Source organism: Winogradskyella aurantiaca, assembly GCF_003362725.1.
In the GTDB taxonomy this organism is placed as follows: Bacteria; Bacteroidota; Bacteroidia; order Flavobacteriales; family Flavobacteriaceae; genus Winogradskyella_A; species Winogradskyella_A aurantiaca.
This window is the reverse complement of sequence record NZ_QKTV01000007.1, coordinates 1-19,133: the sequence shown is the minus strand read 5'-3', so window position 1 is coordinate 19,133 and position 19,133 is coordinate 1. Positions and strand designations below refer to the sequence as shown.

General features: G+C 35.9%; 15 protein-coding genes. 7 read left to right on the top strand and 8 right to left on the bottom strand.

Annotated elements, in window-relative coordinates; translation table 11 throughout:
* Positions 1-8: 8 nt before the first annotated feature.
* Both DN064_RS11650 and DN064_RS11645 read right to left on the bottom strand, forming a co-directional pair.
* Positions 9-437 carry a thiol-disulfide oxidoreductase DCC family protein gene (locus tag DN064_RS11650; protein ID WP_115462838.1) on the bottom strand — a complete coding sequence of 143 codons (429 nt, stop codon included), beginning with the start codon at positions 435-437 and terminating at the stop codon, positions 9-11.
* Positions 438-2,606, bottom strand: a complete 2,169-nt coding sequence (locus DN064_RS11645) for an endonuclease MutS2 (RefSeq protein ID WP_115462837.1) — start codon at positions 2,604-2,606, stop codon at positions 438-440. It abuts the gene before it with no gap.
* A 102-nt stretch (positions 2,607-2,708) separates the two neighbouring features.
* On the opposite strand from DN064_RS11645, the gene DN064_RS11640 reads away from it, so the two are divergent.
* Positions 2,709-3,383: a uracil-DNA glycosylase gene (locus DN064_RS11640; RefSeq protein ID WP_115462836.1), complete on the top strand. Its 675-nt coding sequence runs from the start codon at positions 2,709-2,711 to the stop codon at positions 3,381-3,383.
* 256 nt (positions 3,384-3,639) lie between these two features.
* On the opposite strand, the gene DN064_RS11635 is transcribed toward DN064_RS11640, so the two are convergent.
* The 5 genes from DN064_RS11635 to DN064_RS11615 are packed head-to-tail and all read right to left on the bottom strand — an operon-like array spanning position 3,640 to position 7,590.
* The gene (locus DN064_RS11635; protein ID WP_115462835.1) at positions 3,640-4,494 is read right to left on the bottom strand and encodes a substrate-binding domain-containing protein; all 855 of its coding nucleotides are present in this window, start codon (positions 4,492-4,494) and stop codon (positions 3,640-3,642) included.
* 9 nt (positions 4,495-4,503) lie between these two features.
* Positions 4,504-5,376: a nucleoside phosphorylase gene (locus tag DN064_RS11630; RefSeq protein WP_115462834.1), complete on the bottom strand. Its 873-nt coding sequence runs from the start codon at positions 5,374-5,376 to the stop codon at positions 4,504-4,506.
* Complete coding sequence (locus tag DN064_RS11625; RefSeq protein ID WP_115462833.1) at positions 5,366-6,307, bottom strand: DUF1835 domain-containing protein; 942 nt, start codon at positions 6,305-6,307, stop codon at positions 5,366-5,368. Before DN064_RS11625 ends, DN064_RS11630 begins: the two co-directional genes overlap by 11 nt.
* Positions 6,308-6,310: 3 nt before the next feature.
* Positions 6,311-6,640: a translation initiation factor gene (locus DN064_RS11620; RefSeq protein WP_115462832.1), complete on the bottom strand. Its 330-nt coding sequence runs from the start codon at positions 6,638-6,640 to the stop codon at positions 6,311-6,313.
* A complete protein-coding gene (locus DN064_RS11615) occupies positions 6,640-7,590 on the bottom strand; it encodes an isopenicillin N synthase family dioxygenase (RefSeq protein ID WP_115462831.1) in 951 nt (316 codons plus the stop codon). The genes DN064_RS11620 and DN064_RS11615 overlap by 1 nt, the downstream gene beginning before the upstream one ends.
* A gap of 147 nt (positions 7,591-7,737) precedes the next feature.
* On the opposite strand from DN064_RS11615, the gene DN064_RS11610 reads away from it, so the two are divergent.
* Together DN064_RS11610 and DN064_RS11605 are read left to right on the top strand one after the other, a co-directional pair.
* On the top strand, positions 7,738-9,738 hold the full coding sequence (locus tag DN064_RS11610) for an alpha-ketoacid dehydrogenase subunit alpha/beta (RefSeq protein WP_115462830.1): 2,001 nt from the start codon (positions 7,738-7,740) through the stop codon (positions 9,736-9,738).
* Positions 9,739-9,837: 99 nt separating this feature from the next.
* Positions 9,838-10,338, top strand: coding sequence for an Hsp20/alpha crystallin family protein (locus DN064_RS11605; RefSeq protein WP_232827482.1), 501 nt, complete (start codon positions 9,838-9,840; stop codon positions 10,336-10,338).
* A gap of 428 nt (positions 10,339-10,766) precedes the next feature.
* Here the strand turns inward: DN064_RS11605 and DN064_RS11600 are convergent, their stop codons facing one another.
* Positions 10,767-11,309, bottom strand: a complete 543-nt coding sequence (locus tag DN064_RS11600) for a biopolymer transporter ExbD (RefSeq protein WP_115462829.1) — start codon at positions 11,307-11,309, stop codon at positions 10,767-10,769.
* Between the two features lie 131 nt (positions 11,310-11,440).
* On the opposite strand from DN064_RS11600, the gene DN064_RS11595 reads away from it, so the two are divergent.
* The 4 genes from DN064_RS11595 to DN064_RS11580 all read left to right on the top strand — a co-directional run.
* Positions 11,441-12,955 (top strand): DEAD/DEAH box helicase, encoded by a 1,515-nt coding sequence (locus DN064_RS11595; RefSeq protein ID WP_115462828.1) that lies wholly within the window; start codon positions 11,441-11,443, stop codon positions 12,953-12,955.
* Positions 12,956-13,077: 122 nt separating this feature from the next.
* Complete coding sequence (locus DN064_RS11590; protein ID WP_157962305.1) at positions 13,078-13,752, top strand: hypothetical protein; 675 nt, start codon at positions 13,078-13,080, stop codon at positions 13,750-13,752.
* A 432-nt stretch (positions 13,753-14,184) separates the two neighbouring features.
* A complete protein-coding gene (locus tag DN064_RS11585) occupies positions 14,185-17,148 on the top strand; it encodes a T9SS type A sorting domain-containing protein (RefSeq protein WP_115462826.1) in 2,964 nt (987 codons plus the stop codon).
* A 268-nt stretch (positions 17,149-17,416) separates the two neighbouring features.
* Positions 17,417-19,133, top strand: a 1,717-nt coding sequence (locus tag DN064_RS11580; RefSeq protein WP_157962304.1) for a hypothetical protein, incomplete at its 3' end; no start/stop codon positions are given.

Here is a 19,133-nt window from a genome sequence, read left to right as displayed (position 1 = left end):
GGGTTTTCTCATTCTAGGAACTTAGCTGACAACTCTGGAGTTGGTATCATACAAACTTCTTTTTTACCAAACCAATTATACCGGTTCTTGGCAATTAGGTCATAGACCCAATTTCTAATAAAAGGTGGAATTATGTGAAAAATACCCATTAAGGGATAGGGGAACTTCATCTGCGAAGCAATCATTAATGCGGCACTCGACTTAAATTTCACCTCATGTTTAATAGGGTCGTAGGTGAGTATTGAGTCAATCTTATTGGTATCAATATTAAACTTAGAAATGACTTCTTGACCAATTGTGCTCTGTAAAGGAGCAAAAAGAAATTTATTCTTCTTATCATTTTTTATAACTAGTAGAACACTGCTGTTACAGAGGTTACACACCCCATCAAAGAGAATAAGGATTTTATCTGATTTTATATTTAAACTGCTACCCATTTATACTTTTTTGGCAGATTCTACAAGTTCTAACTGATCTACACTCACATTAGTCGTAAAAACTCCATAATTCACAACAGCCTTGTTTTTTTCAATGAGATCAATAGTACCCACGGCCTTTCCATCAAACATTCTAACACGATCTCCAAGCTTTAATACTGGCTTTGGTGGGATAGGTTTCTCGATTTTCTTGGCTTTTTTCTTTTTATTTCTAATAACAGCGATTTTCTTTTCGGCCTCTTTTTTTATTCGAAGTTGCTCTTGCTTTTCTTTCTGTTGCTGTTTTACTGTTGTTTTTTTACGTTTTGAATTTTCGATTTGTACCAATCGAAATAGTTCATTCATTAACTCACGTTTTTTCTTATTATTAAAATAGCGTTCGGCAAGATCATTCACCTTTTGCCCCAAATAAATCAGCCTTTGATTAGAATCATATAATTCCTGGAAGCGTTCTAACTTAGTTTGAACTTTTTTATTAACCTCTTCTAATCGTTCTGCTTCAGTGAGTTTTTTTAGTTCATTGGCTTTTAAGGATCGTTCTGTGCGTTCTAGCTTGCTTCGTTCTTTCTGAAGTTTGGCTATGGTCGCATCTAATCGCACTTTACTGCGTTCTATTTTCTTCTTAGCTTTATTGATTAAAGAATATGGAATCCCATTCTTTTGAGCTACCTCAAACGTAAAAGAACTTCCCGCTTGCCCAACAACTAACTTGAACATTGGCTCCAATGTTTTTTCATTGAATAGCATGTTACCGTTAGTCATATGTGGTAATTCGTTGGCCAGCAATTTGAGGTTGGAGTAATGGGTAGTAATTATTCCATAAGCACCACGTTCATAGAATACTTCTAGAAAGGATTCAGCTAAAGCACCACCAAGTTCGGGATCACTTCCTGTACCAAATTCATCAATTAAAAACAGTGTTTTGTCATTACATTTCTTAAGAAAGTAATTCATTTGTTTCAATCTGTAGCTATAAGTACTTAAGTGATTTTCAATAGATTGATTATCGCCAATATCACTTAATATTCTGTCAAATAAACACATTGAAGATCGCTCATGAACAGGAACCAGCATCCCACTTTGCAGCATTAACTGTAATAATCCTATGGTTTTTAGTGTAATACTTTTTCCACCTGCATTAGGCCCTGAAATAACAATAATGCGTGAGTCTTTATTGAGAGATATCGATTGAGGATAGGTTACTTCTCCTTTTTCAGAATTTGCTTGATAGAGTAGTGGGTGGTAGGCATCTTTTAAATATATCTCACTGTTCTTATTAATAGATGGTAAAACAGCCTTCAAGCTTTGAGCATATTTTGCTTTAGCATAAATAACATCCATTTTAATCAGATAATCCTGATAATCATGTAATAAAGGGAGATGCAACCTTAAAAAATTAGTGATGTCTTTTAAAATTCGAATCACTTCCTCTTTCTCCTCATATTCAAGATTGTTTAATTCTCGTGAGAATAGCAGTGTTGCTTCGGGTTCAATATAAACAATACTACCTGTTTTACTTCCTCCCATGATGGCGCCTTTTACCTTTCTGCGATACATGGCTTTAACCGCTAAAACACGCCTGTTATCAACAATGGATTCTCTTATATCATCTAAATAATCCTGATTATTATAAGTGTTCAATGCAGCATTAAAACTAGAATTGATTTTAGCTTTAACCTTCGAAATAGATCTCCGCAATTCGGCAAGTAGTGAGGAAGCATTATTTTTAATCTCGCCAAACCTGTCAATAATAGCATCGATCTCTTCAACTATAATAGTTGTATATTCAATAGATTGACTTAAACTAAAAAGCTCGGCATAATACTCTTTGAATTTTTCCAGAAATTTAAGTTGGCTATTGACCGTCAGAGAAATACGTGAAATACGTTGCAAACCCGAAACTTCCAGATAAGTGTTTTCAATACCCAATAATTTTAATTCATCACTTATAGGGTCAAATCCATGATTAGGAAAGGTATTATCGTTTTGAAATGATGAAAAATACTCATTTACATAGGTCAATTCTTGAAGCACTTTGTTATAACTGGAAAATGGCTGTATAAGCAGTGCTGCATCTTTACCAAGCTCTGTAACACAATGTTCCTGAAGTTGTTCTAAAACCCCAGTGAATTCAAGATCTGCAAGGGTTTTCGAATGAATGTTAATCATTAATTCAATGCACTTATAGGTTGCAAAGTTAAAGCAAATACTACGATATGCCTAATGACCCTTGTCTACCTTTAATTCTTTAATTTAGCCCAAATTTTAAAGATGGATTTTCTAATTGAATCAAGTTGGAAACCTTATTTAGAAGGTGAATTTGATAAGCCTTATTTTCAAAAACTCGTGGATTTTGTAAGAGGTGAATATGAAAGTCATCAATGCTATCCTAAAGGCTCAAATATTTTTAAAGCTTTTGAATATTCAAAATTTGATGCCACCAAAGTTGTTATAATTGGACAAGACCCGTATCATGGCCCAAATCAGGCAAATGGCCTTTGCTTTTCTGTTCAGGAAGGTATAAGTCACCCGCCTTCACTTATCAATATATTTACAGAGTTGGTATCTGATGTTGGTGTAAAATACCCCAAGAGTGGTGATTTGAATAGTTGGGCCAGGCAAGGTATTTTGCTGTTGAACGCTACCTTAACTGTTAGAGCCTCTATGCCTGGTAGTCATCAAAAGAAAGGATGGGAATCCTTTACAGATGAAGTGATAAGGCAAATAAGTGCTAATAAAACTAAAGTAGTATTTCTGCTTTGGGGTGGTTATGCAAGACGAAAAAAGAATCTTATTGACATTGAAAAGCACTTTATCTTAGAGAGTGGGCACCCATCACCACTTAGTGCTAATAGGGGATACTGGTTTGGTAACAACCACTTCAGCCAAACTAACTCCCTGTTGGAGCAAGTCGGTCACGAACCGATTGATTGGGACTTAAGTTAGAAGACTCGGCAATTCGAATCTGTTCACTTCGCTTGGGCACTTTCTTAGTTGTTTTGTTTACACTAACAATCAAGAGAACAAAATTTAAAGCAACCAACCCCAATAAAATAAATAAAACTGTAAGTATCATTATCAATGAAATGAATGGTTAGTTAATTTCAAGGCTATAACAAATGTATGTTAAATTATGATAAAGAGAAAACTTTCTGTAGTTTATCAGAAAAATATTACGAACATAATTATTAACAGTCTCACCCTAAAGCTTTTGCACTAGCTGATTATAGCCAAAAATATTATTGATAACTCCTAAACCTCGTAGCCTATTTTGAACCCGGTTTATAACAAATTCACTTGGTGCACTTTGATCCCAATTTGTCAATTTCAACCACTCCATTACATCTTCAAATTTCTGGCCATACCGCTCCGAAATAATATTTGCTAAATTGGGTATTTTCTTAATTCCGAATGTATAGAAATTTATAATTTCAAGTATTCTCTCTAATGCCATCCTGTTTTCATCTAAAAATGTTTGCCTCACTGCAATAACAAAACATGGCCATGGAGTAGGGCAGTCGCTTATTTTTTTTAGAACATTTCTATCTACAAATGGTTTGGTTGTAAAATGTTCCCATAAAAAATAATCAGCTTCTCCATTAATTAAAGCTTTAACACCACCTTCAAGATTATTGACAATATAAAAGTTCATGTCGTTTTCTAAATCCCACCCATGATTTTGAGCATTGACATAGGCCATAAGGTGTGATCCAGAACCCATTCTGCTTATAGCTGCAATTTTTCCACGAAGATCAGAAATGTCTTCATATTGAGAGTTGTTTGATACATGAATCCCCCAAATTAGTGGTGAACTGACATAGGTTTGAACAATTGAGGAAGGATTTCCTTTAATAATATCGGACACAATTCCCTCGGTAAGTATGATTGCTATATCAATTTCATTGTTCCTCAGTGCTCCACACATCTCTCCAGTTCCGCCATGACAATCTACCCACCTTAAATTTATATTTTGTTTTTTAAAAGCACCATCTTTTAAGGCCAGATACCAGGGGTAATTAAAATGTTCAGGGACACCACCAACTTTAACGGTAAGCATAAAGTTTTCTTAGATATTTACGATTCGATTTAGGGCATGTAAGATGAGTCGTTCGACAGTGGCTCTTGGGTCACTACTAAATTCACCAGTAGCTCTATTGGCTATAATGGCGTTAAGAGACAGGGCTTCGTGACCTAAAAGTTTTGATAGACCATAAATTACCGATGTTTCCATTTCAAAATTTGAAATATTTAATCCGTCAAAGCTAAAACTTTCTAGTTTACTATTGAGATTAACATCCTGTAAAGGTAGACGTAATACTCTTCCTTGAGGCCCGTAAAACCCACCCGCCGTACCGGTAATTCCTTTGTGAAACTCCGCACTATCAAAGTAATTCTCTAAAAATTTTGAATTGTTAATGACCAAAGGTCTTGCCTTATTTAAGTCCCAAAGGGTGTGTTCCATAAAAGCATTCTCAATTTCTGGATTACCAATACTTGCAATTTGATAAAAATGCAGCATTCCATTAATGTCCAATCCATGAGAACTCAAGACAAAGGAATCTACAGGGATTTCTTTTTGAAGAGAGCCTGAAGTCCCAATTCTAATGATGTTTAAACTAACAAGATTCTCTTTTGGTTGCCTAGTTTCCAGATTGATGTTGACCAAGGCATCAAGTTCATTTAGTACAATGTCTATGTTGTCTGGACCAATTCCTGTAGAAATAACCGTAATTCGTTTATCATGGAAATAGCCTGTCTGAGTTTTAAACTCACGCTTCTGCGTTGAGAACTCGATACTATCAAAATGTTTAGTTATGATTTCAACTCTATCCTGATCCCCAACGAAAATAATAGTATCCGAAATATTATCTGGTTTTAAGTTTAGATGGTATACACTTCCATCGGCATTTAGGATCAGCTCTGAATTTTTAATGGACATTATTGAGAATTGATTTGATCAGTTTGTTTTGTTTGGTGCTGAAATAATAATCCATGCGATTAACACCACCATAAACCATATGATTATTAACCTTTTGCGCCACTTTATGATGGCCTAAAATAGCCTCATGACCTTCACGATTTAACTCCAATCCATTTTGTGATTGCAGAAAGAATGGTTTAAGATTATTAATTATCCGTTCAAATTGAACATCTCCAAAACCGTAGTATCCTTGATAATTTAAAATATAACCAAGTAAATGATGAACCGATTTTACGTCAACATCTCTAATTAGTTTTAGGATATTTGTTTCTATTGTACTGAGACCATTGTTTTGATCTGGAAACCTTTTAAGATGGGCCTTAAGGCAGCTTCCCATATACTCAAAATTGGATGGCTTGGTTATATAGGGCTTAAAAATATTATGATCCTTTCCGCAATAGGTTCGCCATAAGGCAATGGCTAGTTTCTTATCATCGTTTGTAAGTTGAACTCTATCTCGGTAGTGTAACAGCAATTGATCTTGAGTTAATTCACTTAATCCTTTTAGGCTTTTCTCTCCTTTAATTCGACCGCTACAAACCAAACTCAAATTGGTGTTGATCTCTTTTTGATGCAATAAATTAATTACACCAATCATGTTAATATGACAAAAGAGATCATATTCAAACCAAAGCACTATTTCATCATAGTCATTGGCCTTATTCAATTTGGCCAATTCCTGAAATAATTCTTGCTCATTAACTTCAATATTGTAAAAGTCCTTAAGGAACGTTCGACGAATCTTAAAAAATTCTTTTGAATCAATTGCAGCAATGGTAGGACCTTCGCATAACATTTCCTGCCAGGTAACAATAGGGTCATTAAAATCTAATTCTCTTAGATAATCTGTAAGATTGTCGCCATTGGTAATATGAAGAATATCACTCATAAGTTATCCTCCAACGCGTTTAACTTGAAATCCTAGTGCTATCAACCGCTGCATTATTTGCTCTCTGTAATCACCTTGAATTACAATTTTTTCATTCTTAATGCCCCCACCGACATTTAGCTCTTTCTTTAATAATGAAGCTAAAATCTTAAAATCGCTTTTGGCCCCGTTATAGCCGTCAATTATAGTAGTTGGCTTCCCTTTTCGTTTTTCATATTTACATAATAAGGGCTTATCCTGAATCCAAATATCAAATGTATTATTAGTGTTCTCAGGTTCTACTTGAGGCACGTGATTAGGAAATAAATTCTTTAATTGGTCCTGTAAATCCATTACTTTTTAATTAATCCTAACTCTACCAATCGCTCATTAAGAAATTCTCCAGCTGTAATATCCTCATATGATTTAGGGTGATCATCATCAACACAATTTTCAAGAACATCCAATTTCATCTCACTTATTGGATGCATAAAAAAAGGAATTGAGAATCTGGAAGTACCCCAAAGTTCTCTAGGAGGGTTAACCACCCTATGAATCGTTGATTTAAGTTTGTTGTTAGTATGCCTTGACAGCATATCTCCTACATTAATCATTAACTCATCAGGCTCAGCTATAGCATCGATCCAGTCCCCTTTATGATTCTGCACCTGAAGACCGCGACCCTGTGCACCCATTAATAAAGTGATTAAATTTATATCACCATGAGCCGCCGCTCTTAAGGCATTATTTGGTTCCTTTAAAATGGGAGGGTAATGGATGGGTCTTAATATGGAATTTCCATTGTGGATATAGTTATCAAAATAAGTCTCTTCTAAATCTAAAAATAATGCTAGAGCTCTCAGTACGTATTTCGCTGTTTTTTCTAACATTTCATACGCCTGCTTACCAACGGTATTGAACTCCGGTAGCTCTGCGACTTCTACATTTTCAGGGTATTCTTTTTTAAGATCCTCGTCATCATCCACATACTGTCCAAAATGCCAAAATTCCTTTAAATCTCCTTCCTTTTTACCTTTAGCACTTTCCTTGCCAAACGAGACATAACCACGCTGCCCCCCGATGCCGGGGATTTCGTATTTCTGTTTGATGTCAAGCGGAAGGTTAAAAAATGACTTTACTTGATCATATAAAGAATCTACAAGATTATCATCTAAAAAGTGCCCCTTAAGCGCTACAAATCCAATCTCTTCATAGGCTTTTCCTATTGAGGATACAAATTTCTTTTTACGGTCAAGATCCTCAGACAAAAAATCTTTTAGATCAACACTAGGGATTCTATCCATTCGTATTAATTAATTAAATTACAATATACAAAGCTATAGAAAAAGACCCGCTTTATAGGATGATTTATCCACAATTGATCGATTAGACCTGGTCTATGATTCTAATTTAATTACATTTGATAGTATAATTATTTGAATTTAACCTCCATGCCAACGCTAACCAAAAACCAAATTTCATACGATAAAAAAAATCTTAGCGATAAGGCTCTATTGAAGATGTACTACAACATGCTTCGCCCTCGATTGATAGAGGAAAAAATGTTGATTTTACTACGTCAAGGCAAGATATCTAAATGGTTTTCAGGTATTGGACAGGAAGCTATTTCTGTTGGAGTAACAATGGCACTAAAGCCTAAAGAGTACATTCTTCCAATGCACAGAAATCTTGGTGTGTTTACCACAAGAGAGATTCCCTTAGAACGTTTATTTGGACAATGGCAGGGTAAAGCTAGTGGGTTTACCAAGGGGAGGGATAGATCGTTTCATTTTGGAACCCAGGATTATAAAATAATTGGGATGATATCCCATCTGGGGCCTCAATTAGGTGTGGCTGATGGTATTGCTCTTGCAGATCTATTAAATAAAAAACATGGAGTTACTACTGTTTTTACAGGTGAAGGCGGTACCAGTGAAGGTGATTTTCATGAAGCTTTAAATGTTGCAGCCGTATGGCAGCTGCCGGTTTTGTTTTGTATTGAAAACAACGGATACGGTTTATCAACACCAACTAAAGAACAGTACCATTGTAAGCATTTAGCAGATAGAGGTAAGGGCTATGGTATTGATTCCTTTATTATTGATGGCAATAACATTATTGAGGTATACTCTAAAATTAAAAAACTCAGTGAAAGTATTAGAAAACGTCCAAGACCTATATTAGTTGAGTTTAAGACTTTCAGAAGGCGCGGACATGAAGAGGCTAGCGGAACCAAATATGTACCAGAAGAGTTAATGAAGGAATGGGAGGCTAAAGACCCTATTGAGAATTTTAGAAGCTATTTATTTATCAACAAAATTCTTGATCAAAAAACAGATGATGCATACCATGAGGAAATCAAATCCGAAATTGAAAAAGGTTTGGATTTGGCCTTTAATGAAGAACCTATTGTTCCAAATATTGAAACGGAATTAAATGATGTTTATAAACCCTTTGACTTTGAACCAATAGACTCTGGCGCTGGACGCGATAATAAACGCTTAATAGATGCCATATCCGATGGATTGAGGCAATCCATGGAACGTCATGAAGACTTAGTTATAATGGGGCAAGATGTTGCTGAGTATGGGGGTGTATTTAAGATTACTGAAGGCTTTATTAATCAGTTTGGTAAAGAGCGAGTTAGGAACACGCCTATTTGTGAATCTGCAATTGTTGAAGCAGGAATGGGTCTATCTATAGCAGGAATGAAAGCTGTTGTTGAGATGCAATTTGCAGACTTTGTAAGCTCTGGTTTTAATCCAATTGTTAATTATTTGGCGAAGTCGCATTACAGATGGCAACAGGAAGCTAATGTTTTGGTTCGTATGCCTTGTGGAGCTGGCGTAGCTGCCGGACCGTTTCATTCTCAAACTAATGAAGCCTGGTTTACCAAAACTCCTGGGTTGAAGGTTGTGTACCCAGCATTTCCATATGATGCCAAAGGCTTATTGTGTACGGCCATTAATGATCCAAATCCCGTTATGTTTTTTGAACATAAAGCTTTATATCGAAGTATTAAACAAGATATACCCACGGATTATTACACGTTACCATTGGGTAAGGCTTCAAGAGTTAATTCTGGAGAGGATATTTCAATCATAACTTATGGTGCTGGCGTTCATTGGGCATTGGATCTTATAACTAAACACCAGAATATTTCAATTGACTTATTAGACCTGCGCACTTTGCAGCCGTTAGACAAAGAAGCAATTTTGAATTCTGTTAAACAAACTGGTAAAGTAATTGTGCTAACTGAAGACTCACTATTTGGGAGTGTGGTAAATGATATTTCTGCACTTATCATGGAGGAATGTTTCAGTTATTTGGACGCTCCAGTAATGCGAGTAGGAAGCTTGGAAACACCTATTCCATTTGCTGCACAACTGGAAAATCAGTATTTAGCAAAATCTGAATTAGAACGCAAGCTTATTGAATTACATGCCTTTTAATTTGATAAAATCATATTGCAACTGTCATAATGACAGTATTTTGTGAAAATATTTCAGTCATTTTGACTTGGTATAAGTTTTGCCATTTAACTCGTAGTTATGAATGATTTAAATGATAAAACTATGCATACTTTATTTCCAACATTAAAAACAGGAAGAAAAACAAATTCTAATGGATTTAGAAACTTCCCTACTTTTTCATCTTGGATTGATGAACTAGTGAACGATACACTTGATGCTGAAATGGTATCTAACTTCAGCAATGGTTTAACGATTCCTGCCGTAAATGTAATTGAGCACGATGCTAATTTTGAATTGGAAGTTGCTGCACCCGGATTTAAGAAATCTGATTTTAAAATAGATGTGGACAAGCAATTGCTGACCATTTCTTCAGAACGTAAAACCGAAAATGAAGAGACTACTGATAAGTTTACGAGACGTGAATTTGGTTATTCAACTTTCAAACGAACATTCCAATTACCAAAATCGGTCAATAAAGAAACTATATCTGCAAATTATAAAGATGGAATTTTAAAGATCAACCTACCTAAAATGGAAGAGGCAATTGATCAAGGAATCAAACAGATTGAAATTTCTTAACAAACTAATTAAACAAATTAAAGCCGCTTATCAAGCGGCTTTTTTTATAAATAAAAAACCGATATACTTTCTGCATACCGGCTTTGTTACTTAAATACAAGCGAATTCTGTTTAACCATTTACTTCAGGGTGTTGAGATCGCTTTGCCATGTATTGGTACTATTAACGATCTTTGATAAAGCTTTCATTTTTTAATTGATTTAGTTGACTAAGATTGAACTTATCTATAGCGTCTCTTGCTATTCCAAAAATGGGCTTTAGTCTCAACAGATTTGCTTGTAATTTGATTGTTGTTTAACGTTCTCATGATTTCTTCGTTTTTTAATTGATTACACTATAAAGACGACACGAGATTTCCTTTGTTACAGATTCTTAAGGATTTAGAAATATTTTAACAATTGTGATATTCCCTCCTATTCTTATTCATTTCATTCAATAAGATTAAATGGGTAGGCTTTACGTGTGGTCTGAATTTCTTCGCGAGTAAGATCACTTGCTGGTTTATTTAAGATGGTCTGTGCATAATGTTCCCTTAGCTCGTAATACGCCCCAGAAATCTCATCCTGAATCTGTATATAAAAGTCATACTTGGTTTTTGGGTGTACATCCAAAGCCACAAATGCCTTTGTGGGGTGTTGGGAGCTTGATGGTGACTGTTCTCCTGAACAATAAGTACAGTAACCTTTAGAATTATTATCTATGAAGGCTTTAAGCTTGGGGCGTAAAAGAGATATACTCATAATTTCATTATTGACCATTAGCTCGGATTTTGCGTTGGTCACAATTGTAAATAGATTTTCCTCCGCAACTGATTTTGAACAATTCTCTTGCCCAATACAGTCTAATGGGAGTTGACGTTTAATTCCTTTTTCTGCAGAAATAGTGGTGGTAAGCAGAAAAAAAATAAGAAGCAAAAAGGCGATATCGGCCATTGAACCTGAATTAACGGATGGGGAATTTCTTCTAGACATACTAATTAGGATTTAAGATTTTTTAGAAAAAATCAAAAACCAGACCAGTTTTTAAATGTTGTTAACAATTGCCTTAATAACCAGCATTATATATTAAATTCGCAAAATTAACCTCTTAAGAAATAGACTACATGTCTAAAAATACAGCCTCAACTGCATTAGAGCCCTCGAAAAAAAGTCTTTATGACTATCAAATTTCTGATCTCAACAGAATATTTGAGGTCATGGAAAATTCACCCAAAGACTTTAATCTTTTATATCAGCTACCAACTGGCGGGGGCAAAACTGTGGTCTTTTCAGAAATTGTTAGACGATATATTAAAAACCACAAGAAGAAGGTAGTGGTATTGACCCATCGCATAGAATTATGCAAACAAACGTCTAATGTTCTATCGGGTTTTGGAGTTGAAAATAAAATTATCAATAGTAAGGTTAAAACCCTTCCTGATCAGGATGATTATGAGTGTTTTGTGGCCATGGTAGAAACACTAAATAATCGCCTTACTGATAACGACTTTCAACTGCAAAACATAGGTCTTGTAATTATTGATGAAGCTCATTATAATTCATTTAGAAAACTCTTTAAATATTTTGAGAACTGTTTCATTCTTGGAGTAACAGCAACTCCGCTCAGTAGTAATATCAAATTACCAATGAAAGACAATTATGATCAGCTCATAGTTGGTGATGATATTTCTACACTTATTAAAAATGGATTTTTGGCTGAAGCAGAGTTATACGCTTATGATGTTGGACTTACGTCCTTAAAAGTTGGAATCAATGGTGATTACACTGTAAAATCTTCAGAAGCACTTTATACCAACCTTCACATGCAATCTAAATTGATTGGAGCTTACGAGGAGGTTTCCAAAGGGAAGAAGACGCTCATATTTAACAATGGTATATACACCTCAAAAGAAGTCTATTACACCTTTAAAAAGGCAGGTTATAATATTAGACATTTGGATAACACTGCAAATAAGGAAGAGCGCAGAGAAACCCTGGAGTGGTTTAATAAAACGCCTGATGCAATTTTAACCTCGGTTAGTATTTTAACAACAGGGTTTGATGAACCTTCTGTGGAAACCATAATCTTAAACAGAGCTACAAGGTCGCTTACCTTATATTTTCAAATGATAGGTCGCGGATCTAGAATATTTGAAAATAAGAATAGTTTTCAAGTGGTAGATCTGGGGAACAATATTGCCCGTTTTGGACCCTGGAGTCAACCAGTAGATTGGCATCATATCTTTAAATATCCAGACTATTATCTCGAAAATATTGTTGATGACTACACTTTAGAAAGTGATTTTGTTTACGAAATGCCAGAATCGCTTAGAAAGCGATTTTCCAAATCTAAAGATTTAAGTTATGATATTAAAAGCGCTTACAGTGAGGCTATTAGATTAGGTAAAAAGTCGTTTAGTGTTATTGAAGAATCCATAAAACAACATTCGACAATCTGTATTGAAAATAGTGAGGATGTATATGATGCCAGAGAGCATGTAAAACATCTCCAAGAAGAGATTGCACATCGTGTTAACCAATATTGTTATTGCATGATGAACAGTACCGACAATTACAAGGACTGGCTATTTGAAGAATATAACCGTCGCTTACGAATAAGTTTCAATGGAAAGTTTTAACGTTTTTTTTGTCAACCCCTGACAGATTTGACGTTAATTTGATTTAGGTATAGTTTTTGCGTAGATACAATACAATGACAGCAAACTTCAAATACTTAGGCTTTTTAATATTGACATGTCTTATGTCGGTAAAGCTTTCGGCTCAGCCAGATAGAGAACAAAAATCCATAAGAATTCCAGCTGTAGAGTCACCCAAGAAGAAGGATTCGGCTTTGTCTCCACTGAAAATTGAGCCAAAAAATCTCCCTAACCTAACTCCAAATACAGCTAATAAATTTGAGAACCTATCTGAAGATCAAAAGAAATTCATTTTAAAAGAATCTGAAAAGCCATTTTCAATGTTTGAAAATGATGGGTTAATGGATCCAGGGCAAATATTTGTTGAACGTTGGCGCCAGCAGGCAGCAAAGAATGGTATTATAAAAGTTATGGATGACCAGTTTTTAGGTCAGTATAACATTGATGCTGAGTTTGTTAATATCGTTTGTAGAGATCATGAGTATCCTGATGGCGATAGGGTACAAGTACTTTTAAATGGCAATATTGTGTATAGAGAAATTGTCTTAACCGGTTCTTACAGGAGGCTTAAGGTAAATCTAGCCGAAGGAAAAAACACGTTAGACATCCTTGCATTGAATCAAGGTGAATCAGGTCCTAATACTGCAGAATTTGTTGTTTATGATGATCGTGGAAATGTTATTTCATCTAAGGAATGGAATCTATTAACAGGTGTGAAGGCTACCATCATATTTGTAAACCAGAAACCACAAATTACTAGAGATTCTGATAATAATTAGAGACAATTTATATTCATTTTTTTTGACTATAATAAAGACATAAATTAGTGTTTCTAGATTATTGACAACAAGCTTATTATCAATTTAATAGTTAGATTTTTCTGATAATAAAACAGCAATAAATACTGGGAAAATCATAGATCATCTTTTATTTACCGACTATACAGGTAGTTTATCGAATAATACCCCTGCTATAGCATGATTATTTAGTATCTTTCAATTGTGAAAGGTGAAGTTCGCCTCTCATGTTGTAAGGTGATTGATTAATAGCATATGAACAACGCCCCAACGTCTTCATAAAATTAACCTCCATAGTTTGTAACATCTTTGGTTCTTGTGTTATGGCAATAACATGGTTTTAATAATGCAATTGTGCATTATTGAAGCTTGTTAAAAATTGAATAAACCAGAACATATATTAAACATCAAACTATGAAAACAATTACTTATTCATTTAAACGCTTAATACCTGCTTTATGTATGAGTTTGGCTTTGAGTGTAACCGGTTTTGCCCAAATGACCGGTCAACCTGGTGCTTTTGATGCCGCAAGCATGGAATATGACGACTGTTACGGTGTAACTGTTGTAGACTATATTCCTGGAGACACCCAAAGTGGAAATCCTATCAATGATGATCGTAATGATCCAATGGCTGCTACAGGGGAGCCTGATCGTTCCAACGCACCAGGAGGCTTCGTATCATTAGGAAAAGGAGGTACACTTATTCTTGGTTTAGCCGAAGGCAAAGCTATTTTTAATACTAATGGCACAGATCCAGATATTCAAATATGGGAAACCACATATGGTGGAGACACCTGTTCAGGTGGAAATGACGAGAATGCCACTATTTCAGTCTCTGTAAACGGTATTAACTGGAGAGAAGTGGGTACTATTTGTCGTGACGGTGCGGTAGATATCAGTGAATCTGGTCTTCCTTATGTAAAATATATCAGAATCGTTGATTCTTCAGCAGGTTTCGGATTTGGTGGAGATGGTTATGACGTAGACGGAATAGAAGTATTAAGTGGATGTTCTAGCGATCCGGGTGAAGAATCAGGTGATTGTGAAGAATTTAATTTGTTCTACGCCCATAACGGTGGCGGAGGTGCATCAAGTGAAATCTACACAGTTGCTATTGGCGGTGGTGTTGCTGATTTCTCAGATGAGCCTATCATAGACATGGACGAATTTGCAAACGGTAGTTACCGAGTTCATATATCATATGACGAAGTTGCTAATGTAATTTACACAGCAAGAAACGATGGTTCAGAATTAATTGCATTTGGCTATAACGGTTCAGAATGGGTTGAAGTAAATCGCTTTGATCTCGAAGGAGTTCCAGGTGGTATTGTACAAAACGTTTTCTACAGAAGTCGTGTATATCTTGGATCAAGTTCTTCAAATGATATTTATGAAGTAGATCCGTTAACAGGTGATGTACAACACTGGGAAATTAGCGGTTTAAATATTAATGGTGGTGATTTAACCGTTATTAATAACGTGTTCTATTCTGCTAGTAGAAGCGGTAGAAAGATTTACGAAATTAAATTTAATAATGATGGTACCTTTACAGGAAGTGCTACAGTAATTAATAACGGCCAGGATACACCTGCAAAAGTGAATGGTATGGCTGCTTCAATTGGTGGTAATTTCTTAATGGCCAATGATGGTAGTGATGAAGTGTACTTATTAGATAGTGCTGATGGATCGCAATTAGCTTCTTATGTGGTTGATTCTCCGTTTGGAACTTTACTTGATGGTGACTTAGCTTCAGGATGTGCCTCTGGTGGAGGTGAAGAGCCAAGAGATCCATGTGATAACTACAAGGCCTTCTATGCAAACCATAACGGTGGTGATACTACCTTATATAGAGTAACGCTTGACGACAATGCTAATACAGCTGCATTAGAAGAAATCGCAACTTTAGGATTCCAGGCGCATATTGCTCTTAACACTGATGATGGCTACATCTATGCAGTGAATGAAGATACCGATAAGATTTATAAAGTGAATCCAAACGGTGGAACTATTGAAGGAATGATTACGTTGAGTGCTACAGATGGCTCGTCAATCAACTCCATCTATGCAATGACATATTTCCAAAATGCCATTTATTTAGGTTCTGCTAACCTTAACCAATTATACCGTGTGCAGCTTGATGGTTCATACGAAATGATTGCAGCTGAAATTCCAGTACAAGGTGGTGATCTTGTTCACAGAGATAACAGATTACACTTAGCTACAAGAGCTGGTAACAAGCTTTACCGTATCCTTGGTGGTGATAATAGTGCTCAATTAGTAGGAACTATCGCTAGTAAAGTAAACGGATTAGCATTAAATGCTTCTGACGACTTTATTACAACTCACTTTGGTAAGACTATGATTTACCGTTACGGTGAAAATGGTGAAGAGTTAACACCTTATGCAACGGATGGATTCCAGTTTGAGAATGGTGATTTAGCCTCTGGTTGTACAGATGCTGATCCAGAGCCATTATGTGATATCGATCCAATCGAGAATCCAGGTGCAGAAGGAGCGCAAGAGGCTAAAGATGACCCACAAAACAATGACTTTAACAACGGATGGCACCAGTATTCTTCTGGATCTGAGCCAGAATGGTTGAAATGGTCTACAACAACCTCTATTGAGATCCAGGAAACTGGTAGAGTTGATGGTAATGCCTCTTACTGTGGTAACTTCCACTTCGAATTATTGAGTAGAGCTATTGGTGATAACATGTATCAGGTAATTGATACCAACCCAGGTGCTACCGTATATGTAAACTTCTGGCATAAGAAACGTCGCATCAATGGTAATAACCCAGTAGATGAGATGGAAGTATTAGCTGGTGATTACGATACCTTCGATAATGATGGTGATAACTTAACCATGTTAGGTGATGTTGTTGCAACAAGTGGAGACGATTGGGTATTCATTGAAAGATCATTCGTAGCTACTAGTGATAAGACTGTAGTGATGTTAAGAGGTCTGTCGGGAACAACAGTTTCAGTAGGAAACTTAATTGACAACGTTTACATTGGTTGTGATGAAGATGGAAGAACAGAATGTGATGATGAAGTTCCAGCACTAGTACCACACACAGGTGCCTACTCAGACTTAATCATTGCTGAGGATGACATTACTCTATACCCAGTACCTGCAATTAGTAGCCTGAACATTCAGGTTGATAATGAAGGTGCACCAGTAGAAGGTACCTATTACATTACTTCTATTAATGGTAGAGTAAGTCACCAAGGATCTATCCAAATCAACAATGGTGTTCAAAGCAGCACCATTCACGAAAGTGTTGAAACACTGCCTGATGGAATGTATTTCCTAGTGATGGAAGTTAATGGTAACAGAATAACGAAACAGTTTGTTAAAACCAATCGTTAAGATCTAAATCCCAAATAATATATGTTTGAAAAGCCGGTTCATTGAGCCGGCTTTTTTGTTAGTAAAAGCTTTTTATCGGGTATTTAAACCTTATCAACGCCTAAAGAGTTGATTATTAAATCAATTGACTAATTTTATGTCACTTTTTAATAGCAAACCAAATCTACTTCATAAATTAAGATAGAAATCGTTGTAAAACGACCTACCATGTTTTGGATCATTGTATTTGTTACAAAGAATCTAAAAACTATTAATCAAATCTTATAAAATGAAGAACATTACTTATTGTTTTAATCGATTGTTGCCAATTGTGTTGGTAGGCCTTTTGTTAAGCTTTACCGGCCAGGCGCAAATGACTCCAGGACAAAATGCCTTTGATGATAACGGCATGGAATCCATGACTCCACCTTGTATGGATTCAGATGCCTCTGATGAAGTTTACTATGTTAAAGACCACACCAGAGAGGCAGAGACTTATAAACACAGTGTTTGGGTCAACGGGTTCCCTTGTCAGGGTGCCAAAGCCAACTTTAGTTTTGACGACACATTTAAGGGGTATGCATATACCTTATTAAGTAGTGGCAACTTCATCATAACTGGTACCGCCGTCTTAAGTGGTATTCAAAATAATAGTTGTGATGTTAATTATGAAGGTTCTGTTTGGAACGTTTATTTCGAATTTGCACCAATTGAAGATATTTCAGGGGTGAATCCATTCAGTGCTCATGGATTTGATGATACTGGTTTTCCTAATGATCCAATTTGGGAATACTACGAGCTAGTTCCAGGAAGATCAGAGATGAATTTAGCTGAAGGAGATTTTGAATATGACGCCATAACCTTTACTAAAATGGATAATGACTACGCATTCCAGGTAGGTGATGGTGCCAATGCCAAGAACAGTGGATTAGGTGCAGCCAGCTGGTTGAATTATACGGTTTGGAGTGATGGACAAGAAGCCTATTCAAACTCTGGTTCTATTCATGCCGATATCAATATAAATTTACATCCATACGAATGTCCCGAAATTCCATGCGAGGGTCCAGACTGTGAAGAACCACGTGATCCTTGTGAGAATTATTCAGCGTTTTATGTAGACAATGCTCATGGTTCCAACCAAGGAGTGTTACACGGTGTTAATTTTACAGGAGGTGAGGCAGTATTTACCGAGTTAAAAGAGCTTGGTTATAAAGCGCACTTATCGTACGATCCAATCGCACAAAAGATTTATGTCAATAAAAACAATGGTGATTTCATCGAAATCTTCAATACAGCTGGTGATTCCCAGGGTACTATTGATATTTCAGATGCTGATTTATCAGGTGTTTGTACCAATGCCTTTAGTAGAGGTTACGTGTACTTAGGTTCTGGAAGTCAAAACAAAATAATTAAGGTAGATCCGCTTTCTGGAAACTGGGAGCTGTTTGCCTGGAACTTACCTATTAGTGGTGGAGATATTGCTTTTAGAGATGGTGTATTGTACTTAGCAACAAGATCAGGTAAAAAACTATATACTGTTGGACCTGGAGATGATAATACCACTTTAATCGGTCAAACCGTTAAAAAGGTAAATGGTATGGCACTAGGGCCAGATAATGACAATTTTGTGATGACCAATAGTGGAAAAGAAGAAGTTTTTGTTATTAATCCTTCTGATGGCTCTACAGTAGATTCATATGATGCTGTTAAAAACAATGAACCGTTTGAATTGTACAATGGAGATTTAGCTTCAGGATGTTCAGATGGTGGAGGCGAGGAGCCTAATGATTGTGAGAGCTATGTAGCTTACTACACCGATCACGATGGTGATAACAAGTCCAAAATATTTGGTGTGTCCTTTAATGGAGGAGATGCCGTATTTACTGAAATTACCACTAGAGATTACGAAGTGCATTTAACGTATAACTCAGATGATGGTTATATCTATACCATCGATGCTGATAATGCCACTTATTTAGAACGTATTGATCCAGTATTTGGAACGG